The sequence below is a fragment of the Pseudoclavibacter sp. RFBJ3 genome (assembly GCF_002931375.1).
In the GTDB taxonomy this organism is placed as follows: domain Bacteria; phylum Actinomycetota; class Actinomycetes; order Actinomycetales; family Microbacteriaceae; genus Pseudoclavibacter.
Genome location: NZ_PSXZ01000025.1, coordinates 43,653 through 70,101 on the forward strand (window position 1 = coordinate 43,653; position 26,449 = coordinate 70,101).

General features: G+C 68.3%; 25 protein-coding genes. 12 read left to right on the forward strand and 13 right to left on the reverse strand.

Annotation, left to right across the window (positions count from 1 at the left end):
* Positions 1-4: 4 nt before the first annotated feature.
* Entirely contained in the window at positions 5-1,000 is a 996-nt protein-coding gene (locus C5E07_RS17740) for an alpha-ketoacid dehydrogenase subunit beta (RefSeq protein WP_104301204.1), read from the reverse strand.
* Positions 997-2,100 carry a pyruvate dehydrogenase (acetyl-transferring) E1 component subunit alpha gene (gene pdhA / locus C5E07_RS17745; RefSeq protein ID WP_104301206.1) on the reverse strand — a complete coding sequence of 368 codons (1,104 nt, stop codon included), beginning with the start codon at positions 2,098-2,100 and terminating at the stop codon, positions 997-999. Before pdhA ends, C5E07_RS17740 begins: the two co-directional genes overlap by 4 nt.
* A 147-nt stretch (positions 2,101-2,247) precedes the next feature.
* Here pdhA and C5E07_RS17750 point away from each other — a divergent pair, with 147 nt between their 5' ends.
* Positions 2,248-2,889, forward strand: coding sequence for a TetR/AcrR family transcriptional regulator (locus C5E07_RS17750; RefSeq protein ID WP_104301208.1), 642 nt, complete (start codon positions 2,248-2,250; stop codon positions 2,887-2,889).
* A gap of 47 nt (positions 2,890-2,936) precedes the next feature.
* On the opposite strand, the gene C5E07_RS17755 is transcribed toward C5E07_RS17750, so the two are convergent.
* The 3 genes from C5E07_RS17755 to C5E07_RS17765 all read right to left on the reverse strand — a co-directional run bounded on the left by C5E07_RS17755 (position 2,937) and on the right by C5E07_RS17765 (position 4,539).
* On the reverse strand, positions 2,937-3,155 hold the full coding sequence (locus C5E07_RS17755) for a helix-turn-helix transcriptional regulator (protein ID WP_104239862.1): 219 nt from the start codon (positions 3,153-3,155) through the stop codon (positions 2,937-2,939).
* Positions 3,156-3,158: 3 nt separating this feature from the next.
* Positions 3,159-3,635 (reverse strand): hypothetical protein, encoded by a 477-nt coding sequence (locus C5E07_RS17760; RefSeq protein ID WP_104307365.1) that lies wholly within the window; start codon positions 3,633-3,635, stop codon positions 3,159-3,161.
* A gap of 154 nt (positions 3,636-3,789) precedes the next feature.
* Positions 3,790-4,539 (reverse strand): GntR family transcriptional regulator, encoded by a 750-nt coding sequence (locus tag C5E07_RS17765; RefSeq protein ID WP_258064033.1) that lies wholly within the window; start codon positions 4,537-4,539, stop codon positions 3,790-3,792.
* Positions 4,540-4,748: 209 nt separating this feature from the next.
* On the opposite strand from C5E07_RS17765, the gene C5E07_RS17770 reads away from it, so the two are divergent.
* The 7 genes from C5E07_RS17770 to C5E07_RS17800 all read left to right on the forward strand — a co-directional run bounded on the left by C5E07_RS17770 (position 4,749) and on the right by C5E07_RS17800 (position 12,745).
* A complete protein-coding gene (locus C5E07_RS17770) occupies positions 4,749-5,669 on the forward strand; it encodes a phosphate/phosphite/phosphonate ABC transporter substrate-binding protein (protein ID WP_104301212.1) in 921 nt (306 codons plus the stop codon).
* A 49-nt stretch (positions 5,670-5,718) separates the two neighbouring features.
* Positions 5,719-6,546, forward strand: a complete 828-nt coding sequence (gene phnC, locus C5E07_RS17775; protein ID WP_104301308.1) for a phosphonate ABC transporter ATP-binding protein — start codon at positions 5,719-5,721, stop codon at positions 6,544-6,546.
* On the forward strand, positions 6,543-8,288 hold the full coding sequence (gene phnE, locus C5E07_RS17780) for a phosphonate ABC transporter, permease protein PhnE (RefSeq protein WP_104301214.1): 1,746 nt from the start codon (positions 6,543-6,545) through the stop codon (positions 8,286-8,288). The genes phnC and phnE overlap by 4 nt, the downstream gene beginning before the upstream one ends.
* Positions 8,285-9,457: a TIGR03364 family FAD-dependent oxidoreductase gene (locus C5E07_RS17785; RefSeq protein WP_104301216.1), complete on the forward strand. Its 1,173-nt coding sequence runs from the start codon at positions 8,285-8,287 to the stop codon at positions 9,455-9,457. The genes phnE and C5E07_RS17785 overlap by 4 nt, the downstream gene beginning before the upstream one ends.
* Positions 9,454-10,221 (forward strand): phosphonatase-like hydrolase, encoded by a 768-nt coding sequence (locus C5E07_RS17790; protein WP_104301218.1) that lies wholly within the window; start codon positions 9,454-9,456, stop codon positions 10,219-10,221. The genes C5E07_RS17785 and C5E07_RS17790 overlap by 4 nt, the downstream gene beginning before the upstream one ends.
* Complete coding sequence (locus tag C5E07_RS17795; RefSeq protein WP_258064034.1) at positions 10,218-11,438, forward strand: zinc-binding dehydrogenase; 1,221 nt, start codon at positions 10,218-10,220, stop codon at positions 11,436-11,438. The genes C5E07_RS17790 and C5E07_RS17795 overlap by 4 nt, the downstream gene beginning before the upstream one ends.
* Positions 11,439-11,521: 83 nt before the next feature.
* Complete coding sequence (locus tag C5E07_RS17800; RefSeq protein WP_181058162.1) at positions 11,522-12,745, forward strand: MFS transporter; 1,224 nt, start codon at positions 11,522-11,524, stop codon at positions 12,743-12,745.
* On the opposite strand, the gene C5E07_RS19285 is transcribed toward C5E07_RS17800, so the two are convergent.
* The 7 genes from C5E07_RS19285 to C5E07_RS17835 all read right to left on the reverse strand — a co-directional run bounded on the left by C5E07_RS19285 (position 12,657) and on the right by C5E07_RS17835 (position 21,007).
* Positions 12,657-13,616, reverse strand: coding sequence for an N-acetylglucosamine kinase (locus tag C5E07_RS19285; protein ID WP_104308666.1), 960 nt, complete (start codon positions 13,614-13,616; stop codon positions 12,657-12,659). The two genes, C5E07_RS17800 and C5E07_RS19285, sit on opposite strands and share 89 nt — an antisense overlap.
* The gene (locus C5E07_RS17810; protein WP_104301224.1) at positions 13,613-15,607 is read right to left on the reverse strand and encodes a DUF5074 domain-containing protein; all 1,995 of its coding nucleotides are present in this window, start codon (positions 15,605-15,607) and stop codon (positions 13,613-13,615) included. The genes C5E07_RS19285 and C5E07_RS17810 overlap by 4 nt, the downstream gene beginning before the upstream one ends.
* A 70-nt stretch (positions 15,608-15,677) precedes the next feature.
* Positions 15,678-16,682, reverse strand: coding sequence for a hydroxyacid dehydrogenase (locus tag C5E07_RS17815; RefSeq protein ID WP_258064035.1), 1,005 nt, complete (start codon positions 16,680-16,682; stop codon positions 15,678-15,680).
* The gene (locus tag C5E07_RS17820; RefSeq protein WP_104301226.1) at positions 16,679-17,596 is read right to left on the reverse strand and encodes a carbohydrate ABC transporter permease; all 918 of its coding nucleotides are present in this window, start codon (positions 17,594-17,596) and stop codon (positions 16,679-16,681) included. Before C5E07_RS17820 ends, C5E07_RS17815 begins: the two co-directional genes overlap by 4 nt.
* Positions 17,593-18,525 (reverse strand): carbohydrate ABC transporter permease, encoded by a 933-nt coding sequence (locus tag C5E07_RS17825; RefSeq protein ID WP_104301228.1) that lies wholly within the window; start codon positions 18,523-18,525, stop codon positions 17,593-17,595. The genes C5E07_RS17820 and C5E07_RS17825 overlap by 4 nt, the downstream gene beginning before the upstream one ends.
* The gene (locus C5E07_RS17830; protein WP_104301230.1) at positions 18,522-19,814 is read right to left on the reverse strand and encodes an ABC transporter substrate-binding protein; all 1,293 of its coding nucleotides are present in this window, start codon (positions 19,812-19,814) and stop codon (positions 18,522-18,524) included. The genes C5E07_RS17825 and C5E07_RS17830 overlap by 4 nt, the downstream gene beginning before the upstream one ends.
* 86 nt (positions 19,815-19,900) lie before the next feature.
* Positions 19,901-21,007, reverse strand: a complete 1,107-nt coding sequence (locus C5E07_RS17835; protein WP_146080647.1) for a substrate-binding domain-containing protein — start codon at positions 21,005-21,007, stop codon at positions 19,901-19,903.
* A 91-nt stretch (positions 21,008-21,098) separates the two neighbouring features.
* Between C5E07_RS17835 and C5E07_RS17840 the strand changes: the two genes are divergently transcribed.
* Together C5E07_RS17840 and C5E07_RS17845 are read left to right on the forward strand one after the other, a co-directional pair.
* Positions 21,099-21,815: a ThuA domain-containing protein gene (locus C5E07_RS17840; protein ID WP_104301234.1), complete on the forward strand. Its 717-nt coding sequence runs from the start codon at positions 21,099-21,101 to the stop codon at positions 21,813-21,815.
* A gap of 153 nt (positions 21,816-21,968) precedes the next feature.
* The gene (locus C5E07_RS17845; RefSeq protein WP_104301236.1) at positions 21,969-22,811 is read left to right on the forward strand and encodes a CPBP family intramembrane glutamic endopeptidase; all 843 of its coding nucleotides are present in this window, start codon (positions 21,969-21,971) and stop codon (positions 22,809-22,811) included.
* A gap of 349 nt (positions 22,812-23,160) precedes the next feature.
* Here C5E07_RS17845 and C5E07_RS17850 read toward each other — a convergent pair whose 3' ends face one another.
* Entirely contained in the window at positions 23,161-23,754 is a 594-nt protein-coding gene (locus tag C5E07_RS17850) for a class I SAM-dependent methyltransferase (RefSeq protein WP_104301238.1), read from the reverse strand.
* A 226-nt stretch (positions 23,755-23,980) separates the two neighbouring features.
* Here C5E07_RS17850 and C5E07_RS17855 point away from each other — a divergent pair, with 226 nt between their 5' ends.
* Both C5E07_RS17855 and C5E07_RS17860 read left to right on the forward strand, forming a co-directional pair.
* Complete coding sequence (locus C5E07_RS17855) at positions 23,981-25,453, forward strand: MFS transporter (RefSeq protein WP_104301240.1); 1,473 nt, start codon at positions 23,981-23,983, stop codon at positions 25,451-25,453.
* Positions 25,446-26,426 (forward strand): alpha/beta hydrolase, encoded by a 981-nt coding sequence (locus C5E07_RS17860; protein WP_104301242.1) that lies wholly within the window; start codon positions 25,446-25,448, stop codon positions 26,424-26,426. Before C5E07_RS17855 ends, C5E07_RS17860 begins: the two co-directional genes overlap by 8 nt.
* The last annotated feature ends 23 nt before the right edge of the window (positions 26,427-26,449 follow it).

Consider the following 26,449-nt stretch of genomic DNA (forward strand, 5'->3'; position numbering starts at 1 on the left):
GTCCTTAGATGCGGCGGGAGACCGCGGCGAGGGTCTGCCGGATGGCGGTGGCGGCGTCGTCCGCGGAGGGGAGCGCGGCGGTCTCGAGCGGCTTGGAGTAGGGCATGGGCACCTCGGCCATCGCGACCCGGCGCACGGGTGCGTCCAGCCAGTCGAAGGCGCCGTCCGAGATGGTCGCGGCGATCTCGGCGCCGATGCCGTAGGTGAGCCAGTCGTCTTCCAGGACGACGGCGCAGTGGGTCTTCTTCACGGATGCGATGACGGTGTCGCGGTCGAGCGGGCGCAGGCTGCGGAGGTCGACGACCTCCACGTCGATGCCCTCGGTCTCGGCGAGCCGCTCGGCCACTTCGAGGGCGACGGCCGCCATGCGCGAGTATGCGACCACGGTGATGTCGGCGCCCTCGCGGGTCACGGCGGCCCGGCCGATCTCGGCGGGGGTGTCGTCGTCCGGCACCTCGCCCTTGGTGTTGTAGAGCGCGAGGTTCTCGAGGAACAGCACGGGGTCGTCGTCTCGGATCGCGGCCAGCAGCAGCGCCTTCGCGTCAGCGGGGCTGGACGGGGCGACGACCTTCATGCCCGGCACGAACGCGTAGTACAGCTCGATGTTCTGCGAGTGTGTGGCGCCGAGCTGCTGCCCGCCTCCGCCCGGGGTGCGGATGACGAGGGGGACCCGGGCCTGACCGCCGAACATGCCATAGATCTTCGCGGCGTGGTTCACGATCTGGTCCAGGGCCAGCAGCGAGAAGTTGATGGTCATGATCTCCACGACCGGGCGCAGTCCGAGCATCGCGGCGCCGATGGCGGCTCCCGTGAACCCCTCCTCGGCGATGGGGGTGTCTCGCACGCGCTTCTCGCCGAACTCCGCGAGCATGCCGGCGGTGATCTTGTACGAGCCCTCGAAGACGCCGATCTCCTCGCCGATGAGCAGCACGTTCTCGTCTCGCAGCATCTCGGCGCGGAGGGTGTCGTGGAGCGCCTGACGGTAGGTCATCATGCTCATGCGGATGCTCCGATCGTGGGTGAGGGGGATGGTTCGAAGAGCGGCTGGCCGGGCAGCCTGCGGGAATCGTTGGGAACCGGAGTGGCGTAGGTGTAGTCGAAGAGCGTGTCGACCGACGGGTGCGGGCTCGCCTCGGCGAACGCGACGGCCTCGGCGACGGCGGCCATGGCGGCAGCGTCGATGTCGGCGATCGCGTCGTCAGCCAGGAGTCCCTGCTCGGCGAGGCGAACCGCGAACGCGGCGATGGGGTCACCGGCCTTGAGGGCCTCGGCTTCCTCGCGGGTGCGGTACTTCGCGGGGTCGACGACCGAGTGGCCCTTCAACCGCTCGCTCACCGTCTCCAGCAGGAACGGCTTGCCGGCCCGGGCGCTCGCGAGCGCGCTGGCCGCGGCGTCCCGGACGGCGACGGGATCGTTCCCGTCGACGCGGGCGGATGCCATCCGGTACGAGGATGCCCGCTTGTGCAGCTCGGGCTCGCCGGAGGCGCGCTCGACCGTGGTGCCCATCCCGAGGCCGTTGTTGACGACCACGTAGACGACCGGCAGGTCCCACAGGGCAGCGATGTTCAGCGACTCGTGAAACGCCCCGATGTTCGTGGTGCCGTCTCCCATGACGCAGACCACGGCCTCTTGGCCGCTGCGGTAGTCGATCGCGAGGGCCGCACCGGTGGCGAGCGGCACCTGCCCGCCGACGATGCCGTACCCGCCGAGCAGGCGCGACTCCAGGTCGAAGAGGTGCATCGACCCGCCCCACCCCTTCGATACGCCGCCGCTGCGCCCGTAGAGCTCTGCCATGATCCGCCCTGGCGCGATGCCTCGCCCGAGCGCGTATCCGTGCTCCCGGTAGTTCGTGAAGAGGTAGTCGGTCGACTCCATCGCTGCCATCAGGCCGACCACCGTCGCCTCCTCGCCGAGGTTCAGGTGGCAGTAGCCACCGATCTCCGCCTGCGTGTACGAGCGGGCGGCGCGCTCCTCGAACCGCCGGATCAGCACCATCTGGCGGTAGAACTCGACGAGTCCCTCGCTGTCGAGGGACGTGGTGTGTGCTGAGGGTGGATTCGACGCTGTCTTCCGCGGGGTTGCGGATCTGCGTGCAGCCATTGGGAGCTCCTCTCGCCTGGCCCTTCTGGGGCTCGGCGCGATCGACCGCGAGGGATGACCACGCGTGTAATGAAACGAACACGTCTCATTATAGGATGGTTGTTGTCGAGCGTCGACATGCGAAGCACGAGGTGGGGAGCACTGCGGATGAGCGAGACTGTGTCGAGCACGAGCCGCAAGCGGGGTCGCCCGACCGCGGAGGAGCGGGAGGAGCGTCGAGACCAGATCCTGGACGCCGCCGTCGCGCTGTTCGTGTCGAATGGCTACGGCCAGGTCACCGTCGACGAGATCGCAGCAGTGGCGCGGGTCACCAAGCGCACGATCTACACCTACTTCGGCGACAAGGCGGAGGTGTTCACCGCAGCGATCGAGCGGTTCCGCGCTCGCGACCTCGCGAACCACGGGGCGACCGCCGAGTCACTGCTCGAGACCGCAGCGCGGCTCGTCTTCGTCCTGCACTCGGACAACGCCGTCGGCCTGCACCGGCTCATGATCGGAGAGGCGGCGCAGTTCCCGGAGCTCGCGTCGGGCTTCTACTCCAGCGGCCCACGGGGCTACGTCGCCCTGCTTGCGCAGTGCCTCCCTCCTGCGAGCGGGCTCGTGCAGGTGAAGACGGACGCGGAGGCACTGGCGCTGGCGGAGGCGCTGTTCGGGCTGCTCCTCGGTGAGCCGCACCGGCGCCGCCTGCTCGGGCTGGCGCCCGCACCGAGCGCGGCGGCTGCGCGCGCGCACGCCGAGCAGGTCATCGCCCTCCTCGGGCTGACGGAACGCCCGCGCGACGACGGCTGACGCGGCCCTTCTCGCGGATGCCTGCGGGAGTCGTCAGAGGGGACCCGTCACTCGGTGTCGTCGGCCCCGTCGGCGTCATCGTCGTCGAAGATGCTCTCGATCGGGCATTCGAAGACGCGCGCGAGTCGGAACGCGAGGGGTAGCGAGGGGTCGAAGCGGCCGCGCTCGATGGAGATGACCGTCTGGCGGGAGACGCCGAGCTCTTCCGCGAGGCGCTGCTGCGACCACCCGCGTTGCTTGCGAAGCGCCGGGAGCTCGTTCTTCACCTACTAGCCTCGCCTTCGCTCGAGGCCATACCGGATGCTCACCGATCCCATCGCGACGATGATCACGGCGACCAGAGCAAGGAGCGCGGGAATGTCGAGGTTCCCGACCGCGATGACCGCGGTGCCGAGTCCGGTCACGAGCAGGGTGTCGCCGAACGCTCCGCTCGTCGCGCGTTCGATCCATGCCGACTCCACCGACTGCTCGGGGCGCGGGGTGGCCCCTCGAAGGCTGTCCCGGTCGACGGACAGCGCCCACACGAGACCGGCACAGGCCCAGAACGACACCAGCACCGTCGCGAACCACCCGACGAGCGGGTGCGGGCCGGCGGACCCTGTCAGCACCAGAATCGTTGCGATAGCGCAGGCGAGGAGCAGGCCGGAGGGGATCGCCAGCCAGAGCGCCGACCAGCGCCCGCCGAACTTCACTCGGCCCCACCGGCTTCGAGTGTCCGCTGTGTACGAAGAACGCTCGGTGTCCATGTTGCACTCCCATGTGTAAAGCTAACTTGACTGTTGAGAGAGTTATACACGTCAAGCACGCTTGACACAAGGGTGAGGTCAGCGCCCGTTCAGGCGGGCTCAAGTGGGTCGGTATATGGCAGTACCGGCGGCCTCGGGCGCCGACCGTCGAAGGTCAGAACGCGATCGGCCGCACGTAGTGCGTCCCCCGCTGCGACCTGCCGGATGCTGACACCGTGAAGCGCACGATGTCGCTCCGGTAGCGGTCGTCGGAGACCTCGAAGACGCGGCCGTCGTTGTCTCGCGTCACCCGGCGCAGGCGCAGGACGGGGGATCCTTCCTCGATCTCCAGCAGCCTGGCGTCCAGTGCATCGGCGGCCTTCGCGTCGATCTCGTGGTCGATGTCGGTGTAGCCGTAGCCGCGGCTGTCGAGGAACTCGGTGATGGACACGGTGTTCAGGTCGACCTCGAAGAGGTGGCGTCCGACTTCCTCCGTGAACGTGAGGCGCTCGAGCATCGTCGGCCGGCCGTCGAGGCTGCGGAGTCGAAGGACGTGCACAACAAGCTGGGACGGGTCGATCCCGAAGGTCTCAGCCTGCGCTGGGTCTGGACGCCGCAGGCTCACCTCCTGCGTCTCGGCGCCAGGAACGGTACCGATCTCCTTGGCCCACTTCGTGAACGGGATGGACACGTCGACGGCCTGGTGGGCTTTGCGCTCGACGACCCGCGCCGGTCGACCGCGGCCGGTCTCGATGAGGCCCTCGCTGCGCAGTGCCGCGAGCGCGTTGCGGACCGGGCCTCGGGAGGTGCTCCAGCGCTCGGCGAGCTCCCCTTCGGACGGGACGTCATCGCCGGGTGCGAGTTGACCGCTGGCGATGCGTCGTCGGAGGTCGTCAGCGATCTGCTTGTACATAACGTCGGCCACATAGGCATACTACTTGCTCATGCCCGCCAGCGTGCTGGTGAAGCATGAAACCGGGCTCTTAAAGGCCATTTCTCGCGAAGCCTGGTTGCCGAAGTCTCCAACATAGGTGAACAACTCGTGAATTGTGCAAAGATAGGCATACAGGTTGGTGGTGTCTCTGGCAGTCTCTTCACGTCCCGCTCCGAGACCCCGCCCGAAAGGCACAGCACATGACCCGCGCTCTCAAGCCCGCGATCGCCCTCGCAGGCGCCGGCATCCTCGCACTCAGCCTCGCCGCCTGCTCCACGCCCGCAGCAGACGCCTCCGGATCCACCGACTCCTCCGGCTTCGCCGTCGACTCGAACACCCTCGTCTTCGGCGTCGTCCCCGATTCCGTCGACACCGAGACCAACTACCAGCCGCTCATGGACTACATCGCGCTCGAGACGGGCAAGACCGTCGAGTACCACGAGTCCACGGACTACGCGGCGCTCATCGAAGCCGCGATCGCCGGCAAGGTCGACGTGGCCTCCTTCTCCGGGTTCACCTACGTCACCGCCACGAACAACGGCGCCGAGCTCACCCCGATCTCCTCCATCGTGACGTCCGAGGGCCAGGAGCCCGGCTACTACTCGCAGGCCATCGTGCCCGTCGACAGCGACATCGCATCGATCGAAGACCTCGCGGGCAAGAAGGTCTGCTTCGTCGACCCCTCCTCCACCTCCGGCTACCTGTTCCCGAGCTACAACCTCCTCGAAGCAGGCATCGACCCCGAAGCGGACATCACCCCCGTCATGGCGGGCAAGCACGACGTCAGCGTGCAGAAGGTCGGCGAAGGCGTCGAATGCGAGGCAGGATTCGCCGAAGACAGCGAGGTCGAGAAATCCGACAAGGTGAAGGTCATCGCCGAGACCATGGTCCCCGGTGCCCCCATCGTCGAGTCGGACAAGCTGCCGGACGACCTCAAGCAGCAGCTCCGCGACATCCTCTCCGAGGTCACGATCGACGACATCATCGCCGCCGGCGTGGAGAGCGCCGACAGCGATGGCTTCCGCAGCGTCTTCTTCGAGACCAAGCCGGTCGACGACCAGTACTACGACACGGTTCGCGACATCTGCGAGGCGACCAACGCCACGCAGTGCCAGAGCTGACCCACGCCTGACCCCGTCTGATCAGCCGAGACCCGAGATGAGCACCGACATGAGCACCACCGCTGACACCACGTCCCCAGTGATCTCGCTTGCCGACGTCACCAAGCGCTTCGGCGAGACCACCGCGCTCGATGGCGTGAGCCTCGAGGTCGCTCGCGGCGAGATGGTCGTGCTGCTCGGCCTGTCCGGGTCCGGCAAGTCCACCCTGCTGCGCCACCTGAACGCGCTCGAGCAGCCCACGTCGGGAGACGTGAACGTCCTCGGCGACCAGGTGTCGCGACTGCGCGGCCGCCCACTCCGGCGGCTGCGCAGCAGGGTGGGGTTCATCTTCCAGCAGTTCGAGCTCGTGCCGTCGCTCACGGTGCTCGAGAACGTGCTGACCGGGGCGCTCGCCACCATCCGCGGTCCGCGCCTCGGACTGTTCGGCTACTCCAAGGCGAGGAAGCTGGAGGCGCTCGGCCACCTCGACCGGGTCGGCCTGCTCGACCGCGCCTACCAGCGCGCTGACACGCTCTCCGGCGGCCAGCAGCAGCGCGTCGCCATCGCGCGCGCCCTGATGCAGCGCCCGGACATCCTCCTCGCCGACGAGCCCGTCGCCTCCCTCGACCCCGAGTCGAGCGAGCAGGTCATGCGCCTCATCCGCGAGATCGCCGCCGCCGATGGCCTGACCGTGGTCTGCAGCCTCCACCAGGTCGACCTCGCCATCTCCTGGGCGGACCGCATCGTCGGGCTCCGCCACGGGGCAGTCGTGCTGGACACCCCCGTCGAAGGCCTCACCAAGGCCGAGGTCATGGAGATCTACGGCCGGGTCGCCACCAGCACCGCCGAGCTCGAGGCCGTGCAGAACGAACTCCTCGCGGCGGAGGCGGCACGATGACCGCGACCGTCGCGCCCCCGCCCCCGCGCACATCCGCCCCTCACCAGACGGACCTCGAGGCGCGCGCTCCTCGCCAGCGCCGAACCCCAGAGCGCATCGCCGCCGTCCTCACCCTCCTCGCGCTCGCGGGCATCGCGGTCGCCGCGCTCATCGAGATCGACATCTCCGTGCCGGCGATGCTCGAGAGCTGGTCCAACGCCGAGCGCTTCTTCACCCGCGTCGGCGGACTCGCCTTCCCGGAGTGGCCCGAGCTGCTCGAGCTCACGGGCCTCACTCTGGGGCTCGTGCTGTGCGGCACGCTCTTCGCCGCCGTCGTCTCGATCCCAGTCGCGTACCTGGCTGCGGCCAACACGACCCCAGGCCGTTCCTGGCGCGCCTCCGCCCGCTTCCTCGGCGTCTTCACCCGCGCGCTTCCCGACGTGGTCCTCGCCATGGTCTTCGTGCTCATGTTCTCCCTCGGGTCGCTCCCTGGAATTCTGGCGATCGGCATCCATTCGATCGGCATGATCTCGAAGATGTTCGCCGACGCGATCGAGCAGATCGACGAGGGGCCGCGCCTCGCGATCCGCGCAGCCGGCGGCTCCAAGCTGCAGGAGTTCACGTCGGGAGTGCTGCCCCAGGTGCTGCCCTCGTGGGTCGCGACGGTGCTCCACCGCAACGACATCAACCTTCGCGGCTCCGTCATCCTCGGCTACGTCGGCGTCGCCGGGCTCGGCCTCGAGATGTCGACCGCCTTCAAGTCGCTCGACTACTCGCTGGGCCTCGGCATCGCGCTTGTCATCTTCGTCCTCTGCGTCGCGATGGAGGTGGTGTCGAGCCTGGTGCGCGCCGCGATGCTCGGCGGTCACGAAGGCAGCCGCAACCCCATCGACCGGCTCGTCGACCGGATTCGCGGCTCGCGAGGCACCTCGCGAAGCGGCCAGCTCGGCGGCGCACGGCGCTTCCGTTCGCCGGCGGAAGCGATCCGCCGCCGCTGGAACGCGACCCGCGTGAGCCACGTCGTCTGGGGGTGGGTGGCAGCGCTCGTCGTGGTCGCCGCCGTCACGTTCGCCGACATCAACTGGCTCGACTTCCTCACGTTCTGGGCCCGCATCCCCGAGATCGCCGTGCAGTTCTGGCCGCCGTCGTTCGGCGTCTACGACCTCGCGACCATGCTCGAGGCGATGCGCGACACGATCGCCATCGCGTTCGCGGCAACGCTCCTCACCTTCCTGGTCTCCCTCGTCATCGGCTCCCTCGCGGCCCGGAACGTCGCGCCGAACCGCACCGTGCAGGGAGGGATGCGCCTGCTGCTCGTCGGCATCCGCGGCATCCCCGAGGTGATCCTCGCGATCGTGCTCATCATCATCACGGGGCTCGGCACGCAGGCGGGCACGATCGCACTGGCGATCGGCGGCATCGGCCTGCTTGGCAAGCTCATCGCCGACTCCTTCGAGGAGGTGCGCCGCGGCCCCGAGACGGCACTCCGAGCGACCGGAGCGACCCGCCTGCAGACCTATGCCAGCGCGACACTGCCGCAGGGCATGCCCGCCCTCATCGGCCACACCTTCTACCTGCTCGACACGAACATCCGCGCGGCGACGCTGCTCGGCATCGTCGGAGGCGGTGGCGTCGGCTACTACCTCCTCAACGCCGGACAGGGCTCGAACTACCCGCTCGTGACGGCCATCGTGCTCATGATCCTGGTCACCGTGCTCCTGGTCGAGGGCCTCGCGATGTGGATGAGGCGGGTGTTCCGATGAGCCGCGGCTTCGACGTCACCGTCGTCGGCTCCGGCATCGTCGGTCTCGGTGCCGCCTACGCTGCAGCCAAGCGAGGCCTGTCGGTTGTCGTCGTCGACCGCACGAGCGAGCCGATCGGTGCGAGCATCCGCAACTTCGGGCACCTGTGCTTCACGCCGCAGACGGGCGACGCCCGACGGTACGGGGTGCTGGCCCGGGAACTCTGGCTGCAGCTCGCGACCGATGCCGGGTTCTGGCTTCGGGAGACGGGCACCGTCGTCGTCGCTCGGCACGACGATGAGCTGGCGCTGCTCGACGCTGCCAGGCGCTCTCCGCTCGGTGAAGCCGACCGACTCCCCGTCGGGGAGGAGATCCGGATGCTCGATGCGGCCGAGGTCGCCGATCGCACTCCGGTGAGACACGGCGTCGCGGCCGGTGGCGCATTCCTGGCGGCAGACCTGCAGACCGATCCGCGTTCCGCGGTCGCCGCGATCATCCGCCGCCTGCAGAGCATGGGCGTCGAGTTCCGGATGCGCACGGCCGTCGGCCGCGTCCGCAGCGGCGTCGTCGAGACGAGCCGGGGTGATATCGCCACGGGGCTCGTGGTCGTCGCCGTCAACCACGACATCGACCAGCTCCTCCCGGATGCCGCCGAGGAGAACGCCGTCGAACGGTGCGCGCTCGACATGCTGCGAGTGGATGCGCCCCTCGCGAGGCCGCTCGGCGCCCCGCTGCTCACCGGCTGGTCGCTCATCCGCTACCGCGGGTTCGCCGGGCTCCCGGAGGCTTCGGCGGTCCGCGAACGCCTCCACGGTGAACGCCCGGACCTCGCGGCCATCGATCTCAACCAGATGTTCACGCAGCTCCCAGACGGCTCGCTGCTGGTCGGCGACACGCACTGGCGTGGCGTGACGGTGTCGCCCTTCCAATCCGAGGCAGCCGTGAACCTCATGCTCACCGAAGCCGAACGGCTCCTCGACGTCGGGCCGATGCGCGTTCGGGAGCGCTGGCAGGGCGTGTACGCGGCCGCACCGAACGAGTTCCTCGTCGAACGCCCGCAGCCGGGTGTGCTCGCCATTGCGGCGACCACGGGCATCGGCATGACCACCGGGCTCGGCCTCGCCGAGCACCACCTTGCTCTCGAGCTGGACGCCGTGTCCGCTCGAACACCTTCGAAAGGCCTGAGATGACGACCCTCACCACTTCCGCGCAGGCGCAGGCGCAGGCTCAGGCACAGACGCAGGCGCAGACCGCCGCGTCCGTTCGCGTGCCCCTCGAGCTCGTCGTGCTCGACATGGCAGGAACGACCGTGCTCGACGACGGCGTCGTGGAGCGCGCGTTCGAGCGTGCCGCGAACCGCACGGGGGTCGCCGCGCACCTCCCATGGCCCGAGGCCCTCGCCTACGTCCGCGAGACGATGGGCCAATCGAAGCTCGACGTCTTCACGCACCTCGCGGACGGAGACACCGCGGCCGCAGCGGAGGCGACCGCCGCATTCGAGGTCGCCTACGCCGAGCTCGTCGAGGAAGAGGGGGTCGAGGAGATTCCTGGCGCTCGGGAGGCGATCGAGTCCCTGCGAGACGCCGGTCTCTCGGTCGTGCTGACGACAGGCTTCGCGCCGGTCACGCGCGACGCGATCCTCCGAGCCCTCGGCTGGGAGGAGCTCGTCGATCTCGCGCTGTCACCCGCAGACGTCGGCCGTGGCCGTCCCGCCCCCGACCTCGTGCTGAGCGCCGTGCTGCGCACCGGAACCTCGAGCGTCGCGGCCGTCGCCGTGGTGGGGGACACCGCGAGCGACGTGCAGTCGGGACTTCGCGCGGGGGCCGGCCTCGCAGTCGGCGTGCTCAGCGGCGCCCACGACCAGGAGACGCTCGAAGCGAGTGGCGCCCACGCCGTCATCGACAGCGTCGCCGCGCTCCGCGAGCTGCCCGCGTTCCAGCGGCCCGCATCGTGAGGTCGGCCGCGGCGCCGAGAGTCGAAGAGCCGTCTGCGCTTCGGATCCACCTGCAGCCCGCCGCGACGGCCATGGTGTGGCTCGGCGTCGAGAGGCCGCTGGAGGCTGTCGCCGTGCCCGACGTCGTGCTCGGGCCGGGCGAGGTGCTCGTGGCCCTCGAATTCGCGACGATCTGCGGCTCCGACGTGCACACCATGCTCGGCCACCGGCAGTCCCCGGCGCCGGGAGTGCTCGGCCACGAGTACGTGGGCAGGGTCGTCGCAACCGGTGGCGGCGGCGCCCGCACCATCGACGGGGAAGCCCTCGAGCACGGTGCCCGGATCGTCTGGTCGGTGCTGGCCAGCTGCGGCGAATGCGACCGCTGCACGCGAGGGCTGACACAGAAGTGCCGGAGCCTGCTCAAGTACGGGCACGAGCGCCTCACCACCAGGTGGGAGTTGAGCGGCGGCTTCGCGACCCACATGCATCTGCGGTCGGGAACGGGCATCGTCGCCGTCGACGAGACGACGCCGGCTGCTGCCCTCGCCCCCGTCACCTGCGGCACGGCGACCGCGGTCGCCGCGATGCGCGCCGGGCTCCGTGTCCTCGAGCTCGACTCGCCCGCGGTGCTGGTCTCCGGGGCCGGGCTCATCGGCCTCACCGTCGCCGCGCTCGCGCGCGACCGCGGGTGCACGGTCGTCGTCGCCGACCCGGACGGCAAACGGCGGGACCTCGCCGCGCGCTTCGGCGCGCACGCGGCCATCGATCCCGGTGATCCCGGCGCCGCGGCCGAGGCCTGGTCGGGGCTTGGCCTGCCTGGCCCGGACATCGTGATCGAGGCATCCGGGTCGCGAGCCGCCGTATCCGCCGCGCTCGACGCCGTCGAGGTCGGCGGTGCCGTCGTCCTCGTCGGCAGTGTCTTCCCCACTGAACCCGTCGCCCTCGACCCGGAATCCCTCGTCCGGGGTCTCGTGACCGTCCGCGGCGTCCACAACTACACTTCGGCCGACCTGGCGGCGGCTCTCGAGTTCGTCGAAGGCAGCGCCGACCGGTGGCCGTTCGCGGAACTCGTCGAGGCCACCTTCCCCCTCGAGCGTCTCGGAGACGGCGTCGCGCTGGCTGCCACCGGGGGCCCCATACGCGTCGGCATAGACCTGTCGACATCGTGCGGCGCGGGGACTGCCCCGCGTGGCCAGCGGCGTACCCGTGAGGTCGAGGCGGCGGTCACCCCCAGATGACCGCCTCGGCTGCCACGTCTCCTCAGCGCTCGGAAGCACAGAAGACGCGGTGGCGTCCGGATCCGGTGCTGGTCACCCTCTGCGTGACGCAGCTCATCAGCTGGGGCACGCTCTACTACGTCCTCCCCGCGGTCGCCGCCGAGATCGTCGCCGACACCGGGTGGAGTCTCGTCAGCGTCATGGCCGCCTTCTCCGCGGGTCTTCTCGTCTCGGCCGGCGTCGGTATCGGCTTCGGGGGTCTGCTCGACCGCTTCGGGGGCCGCGTCGTCATGGCGTGGTCATCGGCACTCGCCACTGCCGGTGTCGCGCTTGTGGCCGCAGCCAGCACCTTCCCCATGTTCGTCGTCGCATGGGTGGTGGTCGGCGTCGCGCAGGCGGGCGTGCTCTACCAGGCCGCCTTCACGGTCATCGGGCTCCGCTACGGAGCAGCCGCCGGAAGACCTCTCCTGGTGGTCACCCTCGTTGCCGGCCTCGCCTCGACGCTGTACGTGCCGGGCGCGACACTGCTCGCGGAGGTTGTCGGCTGGCGTGGCACCTACCTCGTGCTCGGTGCTCTCCTCGCCGTCGTCACGATCCCGCTGCACGCGCTCCTGCTGCCGAGACGCGACCCCACGCCCCGACGGGTGCCGAACGGGGAGCGGATGGGGCATCCGGTCGTCGTCAGGAGCAGTCGCTTCATCAGACTCTGCCTCGGCGTGACGCTCCTCTCGTTCAGCGTCTACGCCGTGTCCCTCAACCTCATCCCGCTGCTCTCCGAGCGAGGCATCGACGCGAGAGCGGCGGCCCTGCTGCTCGGGCTCGTGGGCGTGGGGCAGGTCGTGGGCCGCGTGCTCTTCACCGTCCTCAACCGCGTCGTTCCGCTGCCGCTGCGCGCACTGCTCGTGGGCGCTGTCGCGAGCCTCACGCTCGTGGCGTTCGCGCTCATCTCGGGTCCGTTCGCCGTGCTCGTTCTCCTCGCGCTGCTCGCCGGGGCGGCCCGCGGTGCGTTGACGCTCGTGCAGGCCACCGCCGTCATCGAGCGCTGGGGCACCGAACGGCTCGGCACGCTCAACGGGGTGTTCAGCGCCCCGATCACGGCGTCGATCGCGCTCGCCCCGGTTGCGGGGGTCGCTCTCGCTGCTGCGGTGGGCTCGTTCCCGCTCGCGGTCGCGCTCCTGGCTGGCGTCGCGGCGATCGGGGCGCTCCTCGTCTTCGAGCGGCCTCGACGAGGCTCGCACCTCATGGCAGAGGGGCGCAGGGCACTGGGACATCAGGAGCCCTGCGCAGTTCGCGGTGACGAAGGCTGGCAAGAGCAAGCGCTCCGGTGACCGGCGGGCGATCGAGCACGAGCAGCTGCAATGGGTTCCCGGTCGCTGCGAGCGCAGCCCGTATCGCGCTCTGGAGTCGGGGCTGGTTGGTGATGACACCGCCTGCCGCCACGATGTGTTCGCCGACTGCACCCCGCTGTCGCAGCGCGTGCACGGCGGCGGCGATGTAGTCGGCCGCGTCAGCGATCACCCTGATGGCACTGGGGGAGCCCAGATCTGCGGCTTGGAAGATGAGTGGCGCGTGGCCTCCCCACTCGGTCAGGCTGGCCCGGTCGGATATCGCGAGCGTGAGATCGGTGAGGTTCGTTGCTCCGTATGCAGCTTGCAGCAACTCAGCGAGAGGGTCTGGGGCGGTGGTCGTGTGATCAGCGAGGCGGTGCAACTCACGAAGCGCTTCACGGACGAGCGCTGGAGCGCTGCCGAAGTCGTTGAACCGCCAGCCGTACCCCATCGCGCGCAGTGGAGCGCCGGACTGGTCACGTCCTACCAGGACGGTTCCAGTTCCCACGATCAGCTGCAGGGACGGCTCGGGGCCCAGCGCATGACCCAGGAGTTCTGCGTCGTTGGAGACGGTGATGAGCGCCGTGCCGAGTGCGCTGGAGAGTTCGCACTCGGCACGGCGGGCTTGTTCGGGAATGTCGACACCGTTCAGGCCAGCTGCGACGCTGGTCCCGGCGTCCACGCTCCCGTGCTCGTGGACGATGCCAGCAAGGCGCGCGAGGTTGCCCGTGTCGGAGAACAGGGAGCCCTTTCGCCACTCCGTGGACGGGACGACGACCTCCCCGCGCAGCCCTGAGGTGTCCTCGAAAGCAACGTGGGTCTTCGTGCCGCCGACATCGAGACCGACGGAGCGCAGAGTCGGCGCGGTCACCGGGCTTGGTCTTCGATGCGGACGAGCTCTCGGGAGCGGAGCGTGTAGATGGCACCGTGCTTGTCCGCCGCGAGGTGCGGCCCGCTGTACCAGCCGCCATTGATGCCGGCGACGACGACCGTGATCGCGAACGTCTGCGGGTCGATGCGGAACAGAGTCGTGTCCGTGACGACGTAGACGCTGCCGCCGGCATTGGTCATCGCCGCGAAGCCCGGGGTGAGGGACCGCTGGTCGGACGTGTGCACGATCGCACGCTCGGTGCGATCGATGACGATCAGCGTGCCCTTGATGGTGATCGCGAACAGGTGCTTGCCCTGGACGGCGAGCGCGGCGATGCCATTGGCCTGGTTCGTCTCCACCCGCCAGAGCTCGCTCTGCAGCGTGGGGTCCCAGACGACGATCGTGCCGCGCGGCCCCGTCTTCTGGGCGTTGTCCCCGCCGAGGTATGCGACACCGTCGGCGGTCGCGACGGCACGCACGAGCTGGATGTCGTCGATCGGGTTGACCGCGATGCTCGCGACCCCTGTGGCGGGCTTGTAGGTCCACAGGGAGCCACCGCCCTCGGTGTCCGCCTGCGCGGCGACGAGGAGCAGCTCGTTGCAGGCATCCCAGGTGGTGTCCAGGGGGCGATTCTGGGCTTCCGGGAAGCTGGCGACGCGCCGGGTCGTGGTGCCGGTTCGAGGGTCGTGCGCCCAGATGCCCTGGCCGCTGTACTGGCCCGTGTAGAGGACACCGTCGATGACCTCGGCGTCTTTGGCCTCGCCAGGGATCGTGAGGTTGAAGACGTCCCCCGTCCTGAGGTTGTGCCGGGCGACACCGCCATTGCCGCCGACGTAGGCGTATCCAGCGCCGACGGCGATGCCCATGCAGGTCTGCGGTCCGATGGGGGCGCCCGCCTCACCGAGGTCGATGACGCGCGTGGCTGCCTCGGGCAGCGTGACCACGGCGACGATCGCGTATCCGGAGGTCGCGACGAGGGCCCCGTCGAGGGCGTCCAAGCCCCAGATCTCCCCGAGATCCAGCCCCTTGAGATCGAGCTGTTGAACGGTCGTTCCTGAGGGATCCCAGGAGAGGATGCCCGTCTCGTTGGCGCAGTAGACGATGTCGTCGAGGACAGCGAAGTTCTTGGCGACCTTGCCGATGGAGGCCGCCAGCGAATAGGAAGTGGGATCCGCGAGCTCGAGACGGGCGACCTTGCTCGATTCTGCGGCGCCGGCAGTGGAGACGAGCAGCTGCCCGTCGACGACGGCGAGATCACGAATGCTCGGGTCGTTCGTCATCTCCGCTGGGGTGATGTTCGAGAACTGAGCTGCGGCTCGATCGAAGGCGTACAGGGCGGCGCGGCTGGTGCTGCCGCCGCCACCGAGGGTGCTCCCGGCGCCGAAGTAGACAGTCCGGTCGGTCGCGGCCACTGTCCGTGCCAGGGTGACCTTCGCATCCGGCACGCCGAGACTCACGAGGCCTCTGACCGCGGGGTCGTGTTGCCAGAGCGCGGGGGCCGTCGCCCCACCCCCGCCGACAGCGAAGAGCACCCCGTCTGGCGCGACCGCGAGGGCACGCACATCGCGATCGCCGATGGCTCCGATCGCGGTCGCTGGACTGTTCGGGCTGTTCAGGTCCCACCGGAACACATTGGGCTGGCTGCCGGCCGACTTCTGCAGAACTCCGATGTACAGCAAGCGCCGAATCGGGTCAAGCGCGAGCGCTTGGATGCTGTGCCCGTTGCCGACCGTGGTGGAGGCGATGACCTTTCCTGATGCGATGTCGAGCGCGATGACGCCGGTGGTCTCCAGGTTCCGGGATCCGATGTAGGCGACGCCGTCCAGCAGCACGCTGCTCATCAACGCGTACTGCTCGATGGCGGGGCCGAGCGAGGTGATCCTCGGCGCGCGAGGGGCGGCATCCTCAGCGTAGGAGGGGGTCGCGAAGGCGGCCAACGCGACGGTCGTGCCGAGAGCGGTGAGGACGGTGCGGCGAGAGATCTGAGACATGGGGGTACTCCCTGAATGAGAACGTCGGGGACAAGAGGGCGCCCCGCGGGGGTGGTGCTGTGGTTGGGGTTCAGGCGGTGACTGCGAACCGTGCCGCCGTGAGCCCGTGGGCGAGATCGTCACCGCTGGAGAGGCGCGCCAGCTCTTCCCGGACGGACTCGGCGAGACGACCGAGTTCAGTGCCGTACGAGCCGGCGATGTGGGGCGTGAGCAGGGCACGCTCCGCCACGTAGAGGGGGTGCTCGGCCTCGAGGATCCAGGGGACGGTGACATCCAGGATCGCGTACAGCTCGCCGGCGACGACGCGAGCGGTCAGGGCGTCCTGGTCGATGATCTCGCCCCGCGCGGTGTTGATGAGCGTCGCATCCGCGCGCATCAGGTTGATGCCGCGGGCGTCGATGAGATTGTGCGTGCTGGGGAGGGACGGGGCGTGGACCGAGACGACGTCGCTTGTGGCGAGCAGCTCATCCAGCCCGACGCTCTCGACCGCAAGGTCCGCCGCGTCGTCGTCGCTGAGGTACGGGTCGTAGACGACGACCTCGAAGCGGTAGGCGCGCAGGAGCTCGATCACGAGACGGCCGATCGTGGACGCGCCGACGATTCCGACGCGCTTCTCGAACGCCCCCAGCTGGGGGTAGCTGCTCTCGACATCGAACGCTCGTCGAGCGTCCCGGTAGTGACGCGCCATGGGCAGGACGCGTTTCGCGGCCAAGACGATCATCGCGACGGTGTACTCGGCGACGGGCACGGCGTTCGCCGCCGCCGCAGTGCTCACCCTGATCCCGCTGTGAACGACAGCTTCGCTCACGTAGGGCTTGATGGTGCCGGCAGAGTGCAGGATCGCCTCCAGGTTCGGGGCGGCGGCGAGGACGCGGGTGTCGACGCGAGGAGAGCCCCAGCCGGTGATCAGCACCTCCACATCCGCGAGGATGCCCCGAGCCCGGTCGGACTCGAACTCGACGATGTGCCCGAGGACGTCGGCGGTCTCAGCGATCGCATCGATCTGCCGGGGTGGGAAGACGCGGTTCAGCGCGGCCGTGGTCATCGCGAAGGCGACGCGTTTGCGGGGACTCACTTCACACTCCCGGCGCTGAGGCCAGCACGCCAGAAGCGCTGCAGCATCACGAACGCGATCACGAGGGGCACGATGGAGAGGAAGGAGCCGGCGATGACCAGGGTGGAGAAGTCCGGGTTCTGCTGCACCTGGCTCTGCCAGAGCGCGATGCCGACGCTGGAGGGGAAGAGGCTTCGGTCCTGCAGCATGATCAGCGGCAGCATGAAGTTGTTCCACACGCCAACGAACTGGAACAGGGCGATGGTCACGAAACCTGGGAGCAGCATCGGGAACCCGATCTGCAGGAAGGTGCGGATGGGGCCAGCCCCGTCCACCCGGGCCGCTTCGAGGACTTCATTGGGGAGGTAGCCGGCGCTGAAGACGCGGGCGAGGTACACGCTGAACGGGTTGCAGAAGGCGGGGATGAGCACAGCCCAGATCGTGTTCGTCGCACCGACGGACGCGGCGAGGAGATAGAGCGGGATGACGGTTGCCGTGTTGGGGATGAGGACACCGACGAGGACCAGGGCGTAGAGGGGTCTGCTGCCCTTGAAGATGAACTTGTCGAACGCGTAGCCGGCCATCAGAGCGACGAATCCTCCGATGATCGCCCCCGCACCGGCGTAGAGGATGCTGTTCGCGAGCCACCGCAGGAAGATGCCGTCGTCCTGCGTGAGGAGTCGCGACATGTTCGCGAAGAAGTCGCTCCCGATGGAGAACGCGTCTCCGGAGTACAGGCCGGAGGCGTCCTTGGTGACCGCGAAGACGAGCCAGAGCAGGGGCAGCACCATGTAGGCGGTGCCGACGATCAGCAGGCCGTTGACCGTGAGTGCGGCGCCACCGGAACGGCGCCGCGCGCGACGGCGACGTGGCGGAGCCGTGGGCGGCTCGGTTGAGACGGTCGGTGCGTCAACGGTGTCGAGCGTCGCGGTCATGATGTGGGCTCCTTCGAGGTGAATCGGGTCACGGCCCAGGACAGGACTCCAGCGAGCGCTGCGAGCACGATGGAGGCCGCGGCCGCCTCCGGCAGGTTGTTGCGGTTGAAGGCCGCGTCGTAGGCCCACATGTTGGGCACCCAGGTGCTGGTCACTGCCGTCGTGGCGGAGGAGAGGATGCGAGGCTCGGTGAAGAGCTGCAGCGAGCCGATGACGGTGAACAGCAGCGCAACTCCCAGGGCCGGAGCGATGAGGGGTGTCTTGATGGAGATGGCGGTGCGGATCCCGCCGGCGCCGTCGATGCGGGCTGCCTCGAGCACTTCGCGGGACACGGCCTGCAGAGCCGTGAAGAGGATGATGACGTTGTATCCGGCCCATTCCCACACGGCGATGTTGACCATGGACGGCAGGACCAGCTCGACCGAGAGGAAGTTGATCTCGATCCCGCCGGAGGCGAGCGCCTTCACGATCGGGCTGACACCGGGGGTGTAGAGGTAGGCCCAGATGAGTGCGGCGATCACGCCGGGAACCGCGTGAGGCAGGAACAGGAGGAGCTGGAAGGTGCGCTTCGCATAGGTGACGCCCGCGTCCAGCAGCAGTGCCAGCGTCAGCGCGACCAGCAGCAGGACGGGAACGTAGAGCACGCAGTAGATGGCCAGCCGGCCGAACCCTTCGATGAAGCTCTGGTCCGAGAGCACGGAGATGTAGTTCCCGAGTCCCACGAACTCTGTGGTCGTCTCACCGAAGCCCAGGCCGGATCGGGACTCGGCGAACAGGCTCATGCCGATCGCGTAGACGACCGGGGCGATCATGGTGACCAGGAAGAGGGCGAAGAACGGGACCAGGAAGATCGCGGCGGTGCGCCCGCCCGTGCCCGACACTCCGGTGCGGCGCGGCGCCCTGGGGTGAACGCGCTTGAGGAGTGTCATTCGGTCACGTCCAGCCCGAGCCCCTCGAGACCTTCGACGGTTCCCGTTTGCGTGCTGCTGAGAGCGTCGGCGAGGGTTGGGGCGCTGGTGACGCCTTCTTTCAGCTCAGTGCTGGTGATGTCGTAGCTGGGGCCCCAGGCCCACGGGGCGAGGTTCGCGGACGCGTCGTCGAAGACCTGGTAGATGTCGTTGCCGTAGTAGTCGACGGGGGCGACGGATTCGGCGACCTCGTTCAAGCCGGGGTAGGCGAGGTACGCCGTTCCCACGGCGCCACGGGCCTGCACGGCTTCCTCGGTTGTCGCCAGCCACTTGAGGAACACTGCAGCGGCCGCGGTGTTCTCGCTCGTCTCGGCGAGGGCGAAGCCGGTTCCCCCGTTGAGCGCGCCGGTCGGTTCGCCGTCCCACGTCGGTGGTGCCGCGGCGATCCACTTGCCTGCCTGCCCGGCGGCCTCGGTGCGCGTCTTCAGCCCGGATGCGCTCCATGAGCCGCCGATCCAGCCGTTCACGGTGCCGTTGCCGAGGTCCGCGGTCCATTCATCGCTGTAGCCGAGCTGCTTCTTGATCAGGTCCTCATCGATGAGTCGCTGCCAGAAGTCGGCCACCTTCACTGACGCTGCGTCGTCCACGGCGACGTTCCAGTGGTCGTCCTCCGCGGAGAACCACTTCCCGCCGGCTTGCCAGGACAAGGGGGCGAGCGGTGGCTCGTTCGTGAAGAAGCTCGCGAGATACGCGTCGGGGTTCCACGCCTTCACGGCACGGGCCGCCGCCTCGAACTCCTCCCAGGTCGTCGGCACGGCAACTCCGGCGGCGTCGAGAACGTCCTGGCGGTACCAGTTCACGAGGGGCGGCGCGTCGTACGGGAGGGCGTAGCTGTCGTCGCCGAACGTGACCAGGTTCTCCACCTGGTCGTCGTAGGCGGAGCGCGTCTCCTCGTCGACGAGGTCGGTCAGCGGGAGCACCTGGCCGGAAGCGACGAACCCGGGCAGGCGGTCGTACTCGATGCCGACCACATCCGGGCCCGTGCCGGAGGTGATCGCTGCCGCGAGCTTCGTGTACCCGCCGTTCGCGCCATTGGGGATCTCTTCGAACGAGACGGTGATGTCGTCCTGGCTCGCGTTGAAGGCGGCCGCGACGTCCGCCATGCCGCTCAGCGAGGACCAGAAGGTGACCTCGCCGGTGGCCGGACCGGCCGGTGGGGCAGCGGGCGCGGAACCGGTCGGCGCGCAGCCGGTGAGAGCGATCGCCGTGACCAGGATGGCGGCGGGGATCGGGAGACGACGCAGACGCATGAGGGGCTCCTCTGAGACAACAACGGTGGTGTGGATCGATCATCGATGCTCCACCCCCACGCGCCAAGCGTTCGTCCCTCAAACGCTCACAAACGCACAGAATCTCCGGTGCGACGCGTCGATTCCCGGACGATGAGACTCGGCAGGAGGATCATGCGCACAACAGAACGCGCTCGCTCATCGCCCAGGCGAAGGCGGTCCATGACCAGGCGTAGCGCCGTATGGCCGAGCTCGTGCTTGGGCGGCGCAACCGCCGTCAGCGGCACTGCGGCGAGGGCCGAGATCTCGTCGTCGTAGGCGATCACCCCGAAGTCTTCGGGCACACGCAGGCCTCGTTCGATGACGAGGTCCGTGAACGCCATCGAATCCGCGTCGCCGAGAATGATCGCCGCGGTCACGCCCTGGGCGAGGCAGTCGTCCAGCAGCCGCGTGAGCTCGGAGATGAGCACGTTCTGGCCGGCCGGGGGATGGGGGAGCTCCCGCCGCATCCGGCCGGCCTTGTTCCCTGTTGCGCGCATCGCGCGCTGGTACCCGATGTTCAGTCCGGTGGCTGTGGCAACGGGGCGGGCGGCGAGGGCAATCCGTTGGTGCCCTTCATCTACGAGGTGGCGCACGGCGATCTCCGCGCCATAGCTGTGGTCTGAGCGCACCCACTCCAATCGGCCGGCCATCGCCTCGTCGATCGAGCGCTCCACGACCACGATCGGCACCGGCGCGCGCTCCAGCAGCTCAAGCAGAGGCGAGTCCTCGTGGATCGTGTCGTGCGGCGTGATCAGGAGGGCATCCACGCCTCGATCGATGAGGCGCTGCGCCTGGCGCAGCTCCTCCGCCTCGGAATAGCTTGTCGCGCCCACCACCAGTCGACAGTTCAGCTCACGGGCGGCTTGGCTCGCCCCTCTGATCACTTCCGGGAAGTAGTACGCACTCGTTGGCACGATCATCCCGATGGTCGCCACGGGGCGTTCGCTCGCTCGTGATGCGAGCGGGTCGGCGCGTTCCTGCTGGATCGCGACTCCCGGCGAGAGCGCTCCGCCGTGGACCCGCACCAGCAACCCGTTCGATTCCAGCGCGATCAGATCCCGTCGCAAGGTCATCTGCGAGACGCCGAGCCTCGCCGCCAATGCGGCGTTCATGATGGAACCGCGCAGCTCCAGTTCACGCAGAATGACATCCCGACGGGCGGCGGCAACCATGGCGTACTCCAAACGGACTCATTCGAACAAGAACACCCGAATGCAAACACACCTCGGCACCTCCGCGCGAGCGTCACCTACACTCCGGGACATGCCCGCCCCACTCACCGCCCTCGTCCTCAGCGGCGTCGGACGCTACGCAGACCCCTGGCATCCCTTCGCGGAAACCACCGTTCAGCTCGTGCGGCTCCTCGAGGATGAGGGATTCGCAACAACTGTCGCCACCGATGTCGATTCCGTTCTGAGCTCGGATCCGCCCGCGCCCGACCTGCTCGTCGTGAACCTCGGTCTTCCCCGTGACGGCGAGGAGGTACCCGCCGCCAGCGCTCGAGAGGGGTTGCGCCGACTCCTCGGGAGCGGCACCCCGCTGCTGGCCCTGCATGTCTCCTCGACCAGCTTCACCGATTCCCCCGAATGGGAAGAGGCGCTCGGCGGGCGGTGGGTTCGAGGGGTTTCCATGCACCCGGAGCAGGACGAGACCCAGGTGCAGGTCGTTGCAGACCCGATCACCGTCGGCATCGAGGACTTCACGATCAACGATGAGCGCTACAGCCACCTGCGCGTGGCCGACGCCGTGCGGACGCTGCTCACCCACGAACACGATGGCGCCACGCATCCGCTCATCTGGACTCGCGACGAGACGGCCGAGTACGGCCGGGCTGCCTACGATGCGCTCGGGCACGACGCTCGATCCTTCGAAGCTCCCGAGCACCGAGAGCTCCTCCGGCGACTCGTCCGCTGGTTGCGTCCCGCTTCGCACCGCTCGGAGCCTCGAACGATAGCGGTCGCCGATCCGCACCGCTTCTGACGCCGTGCTGGCGTTCGGCAGGACGGCCGACTTCGCGAGAGCAGGGGCGGTTACTGGTGGCTTGCCTATGCCGTGCTGCTCGCGGCTTTCGCGGCTCTGCTTTCTCTGCGCGTCAGCACGATGGTTGACTGGGACGAGATTCGGAGGTGCGCAATGGGCAGCACGGTGGGACGTTCGGGATGGTCACGGTTCTGGGAGCACGGAACATGGTGGAAGGCCCTGATCTTCACGCTCGGCTACCTGTTCTTGTACGAGTCGGCCTCCCTGTTGATGGCTCCGTTTGTGCCGTTCATCGGTGACGAGCGATCGGCGAGCTATGTTCTTGTCCTTCTGGTTGTCCCGATTCTGCTCGGCAGCCTGCTGCTGGTCGGTTTCGGTGCGAGCCTCGGTTGGCTGCGGAGCTTGTTTGCTCGGCAGACGATCCGTGGCCGGGGATGGATGTGGATTGCCATCGCGGTCGTCCTGTCGTTCAACGTGCTCCGATTCGCGAGCATCGACTACGCCGCTGCCGGCTTCGACTGGTTCGCCTCCTGGCTGCTCGCCGGGTTGCTCATCGGGTTCGCGGAGGAGGTGCTGACGCGCGGTTATGTCGTGCGGATCATGCGCTCGTCGGGGCGCTCCGAGATCGCCGTCGGGCTTGTCTCCGCAGCCCTCTTCGCCCTGCTGCACGCGTTCAACATCTTCACCGGCCAGGCGCTTGTGCCAACACTCCTGCAGGTGCTCTACACATTCTTCTTCGGCTTCTGCATGTACCTGGCGCTGCGGGTGACCGGCACCATCATCGCGCCCATCCTGCTGCATGCAAGCACCGATCCCAGCATCTTCATGCAGGGCACCTACCCGGCAGCGGGACCCTTGGCGTCGTTCGCTCAGCTCGGCAACATCGTCATGATCCTCGTCGGTGTTGTTCTCCTCGTGTTGTTCATCGTCAGCGAGCGAAAAGCAGCGAGCAGCGGGCACGCACGACCTTCGACGTTGACGACGTCATCGAGTTGAAAACCGCCTCGACAACTCGCTTCCATCTCAGCGTCTCCTCACCAGCCGGTTGTGAGGCAGCGAGCATGTGACACAGGGGAGCCGATACGAAGCGCGTTTCGCGCAGGACGTCGACTTCTCGGGCGGTGAGCGGCGAATCATCGGCCACGGCGGCATCGAGACTTCACGATCAACGATGAGCGCTATCCGCTTGTTGCGTCCCTAGGCGCCGACGGGCAGTGCAACGTCGCCGAGTGGAAACTCGAACTCGCCTGAAGGGCTGGGCCGAAGCATCCCTCCTGAGACGTCTCGAGGCCCCTGCGTTTCGATGCGTTGAGGTCCTGCCATGCCGCCAGCCGTTCAGCCAGGCTCAAGCGAGTCGGCAGATGACAGCGCCGTGCGGTCTGTGGGTTCTGCTCGTTCGCCGATGGGACTCGAGCACTTCGAATCCGGATGCCTCCAGGGCTTGCTCGAGCTCGCTCGCCGGCCACCGGTACGCGGTTGTGATGGCGTGATCGAACGCTTCGCACGCGGGACCTTCGAAGTACCCGACGACAAGCAGGCCGCCCGGGCGCAGGACTCGCGCGAACTCGGTGAGGGGTTCGGAGATGCGAGACGGGTCGTGGTGGATCGTCGAGTACCAGGACAGGACGCCCCCGAGGGAGTCGTCGGGCTCGTCGATCTCGTCGATGCTCCCCACATCGAATCGCACGCCGGAATACGAGGATCGCGCCCGCTCGATGAAGGCCGGGACCAGGTCGATGCCCCGGACTTCGAGCCCCCTCCTGGCGAGATAGTTCGTCCAATGCCCGGGTCCGCAACCGGCGTCCAGCCCCCGACCGTCAACCGCCGCCGCCCAGCTGTCGATGAGCTGACGGTCGGAGTCGTGCACCGACTCCATCGAACCCAGAAGGCTGCTGTACTCATCAGCTCGGAGGGAGTAAGCGTCCGTGGTGTTCGACATTCAGCCGATGCTAGCGAAACGCGACCCAGCGCCGAGACTCCTGGGAGGGCACACGGGAAGACGGGTACGACAGGCCTGGAGAATGCGGAGCCCGTCACCACGCTCGGGATAGGGCGGTGATGCGCTAGCCTTCACGCAGAGGGAAAAATCCCGTCCTGCTGAGGCAGACGGAAACGCACAAGCGGTCTCGTCGGAGTCGCCACTTCTTCATCGAAGGAGTGCGCTCATGTTCGAATCGACGACGCCTGCCGCCGTACAGGCTCCCCCGCCACGTCTGCGCGATGCGTGGGTTGCGCTGACCGGCCTCTCTGCGGTGTTCCTGTTCGAGATGCTCGACAATTCTGTCCTGAACGTTGCGCTCCCCTCCATCGGGCGCGAGCTCATCGCACCCGCCGCCTCGCTGCAGTGGGTCTCCGGGGCGTACTCGCTCGCCTTCGGCGGCCTCATGCTTCTGTTCGGTTCGGTCGCTGACCGGTTCGGTCGCCGCCGCATCATGCTCGCCGGTCTGACGTTGCTCGCGATCGTCAGCGCGCTGACCGTGTTCGTCACGTCGATCGAGCAGCTCATCGCCGTACGCGCGCTGATGGGCGTCGCCGCGGCGATGACAGCCCCAGGCTCGATGGCGTTGGCTTTCCGGCTCTTCGCTCGAGACGAGTTGCGCGTGCGGGCGCTGACGGTCATCTCGACTGCTGGGTTGGTGGGCCTCGCCGCCGGGCCCACGATCGGCGGGTTCGCTCTTGCCGTGTCACCGTGGCAGGCACTGATGGTGGCCAACGCTCCGATCGCAGCGATCGCCTTCGTTGGCATTCGCGCGGGGATCGCCGCTGACCAGCAAGCAGATCTTCACCGCGACCGCATCGATGTGATCGGCGCGATCCTCGGCACGGCAACCGTCGTCGGCGTCCTGCTCACTCCGACCCTGTTCGTCGCTGGTGCCGACGTCACTGTGGAGTGGAGCACGGCGACGGCCACGGTCGCCGCGGCCGTCGCATTCGTGGTCCGTGCCCGCACGGCGCGCCATCCGCTGCTGGACTTGCGACTCGTCGTACAGCCTCAGGTCGCGAGTGGTCTGGCCTACAAGGCCGCCGCGGGCCTTGCGATGGCGGGGCTGTCGTACCTGGTCACAGTGCAATTGCAGCTCGCGTGGGGGTGGCCGCCCGCCCTCGCCGCGATCGCTACGCTGCCGCAGGTCGTGGTGCTTCTCGTGAGCGGCCGCTTCGTCGGCCCGGTTGCCAGACGGCTGGGTCTTGATCGAGCAGCCTGGATGAGCGCGACCGCTGTCGTCGCGGGACTTGCCGTGTTCGCGCTCCTGGGTCGCTTCGGTTACGCCTGGATCCTGCTTGCGCTCGTGCTCGTCGCCGCCGGGATGCGGATAGTCGGCGCCGTCGCCGGGAACAACGTCCTGCGCGGCCTCCCCGAGAACCGCACCTCCATCGGTGCCGCCCTCGTCGACACCGCGAGCGAGATCGCCACCGCAGCCGGGATCACCGCTGCTGGCACGATCCTGGCCGCCCATGTCGCCGGCACTATCGCGACGGTGACCTGGACCCCGGACCGACTCGCATCGTTGCAAGACGCGATGCTCATCGCCGGTCTGAGCATCACCGCCCTCGCTGCGGCGCTCGTCGCCATCGGCATCCAACGTTCGCGTAGCACCCTTCCCACGTCGATCACCACACAGGAGTCCACCGATGTCTGACCTCACACCTCGCCCGGCCTTCGATCCCGAGCTGGCCACCTTCCTCACCGCACTCGAAGCGCACGGGCCTCTCACCCTCACGACCGAGATGCTCCCGCACCTGCGCGGCCTCGACATCACGGAAGATGAACTCGACGAGCGGCTGCGGGCTCGCGGGTACGAACGGCGGACGCTCACCGTGCCAGGCCACCTCGGTGATCCGATCACCCTCGCCGTTGTCCAGCGCATCGGTCGCACCGGGATCACGAGCGCGTTCTACACGATCCACGGCGGTGGCATGGTGTTCGGCCACTACCTGGGGAATCTGGACTCATACGAGGACTGGCTCCTGAACGACCACGACGTGGTGCTCATCAGCGTCGACTACCGACTCGCCCCCGAGTATCCCGACCCGTATCCGGTCGAGGACTGCTACGCGGGGCTGGCCTGGGTCGCAGCGAACGCCGATGCGCTCGACATCGACCCAGAACGCATCGTCGTCGTCGGCCAGAGCGCCGGCGGTGGGCTCGCCGCAGGTACAGCCCTTCTCTCCCGGGAACGGAAAGGACCAGCCCTGATGGCGCAGATCCTGGTGTCGCCGATGCTCGACGACCGGGACTGCACGGTGTCGACGAGGCAGATCGACGGCATCGGGGTCGCGGATCGGCAGATGACCCGCTTCGGATGGGACGCCTATCTCGGATCCCGCCGCGCCGGTGAGGATGTCTCCGTCTTCGCCGCCCCCGCCCGAGCAACCGACCTCTCCAACCTCCCGCGCACCTACATCGACTGCGGCAGCGTCGAGGTCTTTCGTGATGAGACAGTCGCGTACGCGAGCGGCCTCTGGGCGGCCGGCGGTGACGCTGAGCTCCACGTGTGGCCGGGTGCCTTCCACGGATTCACGAGCATGATGCCGGACGCGGTCATCTCTCGATGCGCCACCGCCGCGCTGGCCGACTGGACGAGGCGACTTCTCGACATTTCGACGCGATGACGACGAGGGACATGTACATCGTT